This window comes from Streptomyces bobili, from assembly GCF_002154575.1.
Classification (GTDB): domain Bacteria; phylum Actinomycetota; class Actinomycetes; order Streptomycetales; family Streptomycetaceae; genus Streptomyces; species Streptomyces bobili.
This window is the reverse complement of sequence record NZ_MUBA01000317.1, coordinates 548-2,109: the sequence shown is the minus strand read 5'-3', so window position 1 is coordinate 2,109 and position 1,562 is coordinate 548. Positions and strand designations below refer to the sequence as shown.

Annotated in this window: 2 protein-coding genes and 1 pseudogene (1 of these 3 cut by a window edge); all 3 read right to left on the bottom strand. The window is 70.4% G+C overall.

Features of this window, described 5'->3' with window-relative positions:
• Nucleotides 1-570: pseudogene (locus BZL64_RS24605) on the bottom strand (RNA polymerase sigma factor); its annotated part reaches 533 nt to the left of the window's first position; the annotation flags it as partial.
• 160 nt (nt 571-730) lie between these two features.
• Nucleotides 731-940 (bottom strand): hypothetical protein, encoded by a 210-nt coding sequence (locus BZL64_RS24600; protein ID WP_086771375.1) that lies wholly within the window; start codon nt 938-940, stop codon nt 731-733.
• Between the two features lie 348 nt (nt 941-1,288).
• A partial coding sequence (locus BZL64_RS24595; protein ID WP_143663304.1) for a GNAT family N-acetyltransferase occupies nt 1,289-1,562 on the bottom strand: 274 nt, incomplete at its 5' end.

Genomic DNA, 1,562 nt, shown 5'->3' with positions numbered 1-1,562 from the left:
CCGCACGACGACACGGGCGGCCTCCAACTGCGCCTTCATCCGCTGTACGCGGACCGCGGTGTGCTGCGGGGAGAGTTCCAGCGCCTCGGCCACCTCGGCGCGGGTCAGCGCACCGGCGCACTCCAGCCACCACAGGGACAGCAGGCTCCGGTCGTCGGGCTCCAGCCAGCGGGTGGCGCGGGCGGTCTCCTGCCGCTGGCCGGACAACTGAAGCCGCGTCATGGTGAGATCGACGAAGTCGGCGCCCGGGTCGGCCAGGTCCCCGGCCTCCTCGACGGGACCCTGGGCGATCTGCCGTTGCTGCCAGTGCGCACGGATCTGGTTCATGGTGATGGCCACCAGCCAGGACCTAAAGCTCTCCGGGTCACGCAGCGCGGTCAGGGAGTCCAGCGCGCGGAGCATGCTCTCCTGGACCACGTCGTCCACGTCCACCGAGCCGTTCAGCGCCCGGCCCACGATGTTGTAGACCAGCGGAAGGTACGCGCCGACCAGAGCGTCCTGCGCCGCCGGGTCGCCCCCTCTGGCCGCGGTCACCAGGGCCGCCTGCTCCACCGTGTGCTGAGTACTCATTGCCGCTTCCCTGTCGTCGACGCCGAACGTGCTGTCCGTGACAAGGGAGATCTCCGCGGGGGCCCCGGATAACAGTTATTCGGAAATTCGTGTGAGCCGATGTTCGCGGCACCGCACCGGCACCGCAATGGGGACGGTCACACCGGGCCCGCCGGATGCTTCAACGGCCCGCCTCCGTGAGCCCGGTCGCGAGCTGTCCCACCACGTCCGCGACACCTTGTCCGAAGGCCGTGGGTGCGACGAGAACACCGAAGACCAGCACGATGAGCACGGTCACCTGCTCGTCGTTACGGCTCCGTGCCTCGGTCCGGCGCCGCAGCCGCACGACGATGATCACCGCGAGCAGCACCGCCACATTGATGGTCAGCACGACAAGTCCTCCCCCTGTCACCAACGTCTGTTCACCGATCCACCCACAGACGGCGGCGGNNCGCGGCGGCTCCCGAGGCCCCACGCCCTCCGCACGCCCCACCGGGCGCGTCCGTACGGGTGGCATCGGCCGGGCGGCGAAGCGGCTCGGGGCCGTCCCGCGTTGTGCAGAACCCAACCATCACCCTCGGGAAAGGCACTTCGATGCGACGTACGATCCTTCTCGCCGTCTGCGCCCTGATCACCGCCGCCGCCACCGGATTCTTCACCACCAGCGCCATCCGCAGCCGCTGAGGCGCCCCGCCGCGCCCATCACACCCCGGACGCCTTCCTCAGGGCCGANNCGCGGTCAGCCCTCCAGCGCCAGCCTCATGAGCGTGAGGTCGAACCAGCGGCCGAACTTCAGTCCCGCCTCGGGCACCGTGCCCACCTCCGTGAACCCGAACCGCCGGTGCAGCCGGACCGACGGGGCGTTGCCCGACTCGATACCGGCGATCATGCTGTGGTGGCCGGCCGCGCGAGCCGCGTCGACGAGGGCGCCCAGCAGAGCGCGTCCGATGCCCAGGCCCTGGCTGCCCTCACGGACGTAGACGGAGTTCTCCACGGTGTGGCGGTAGCCGTCG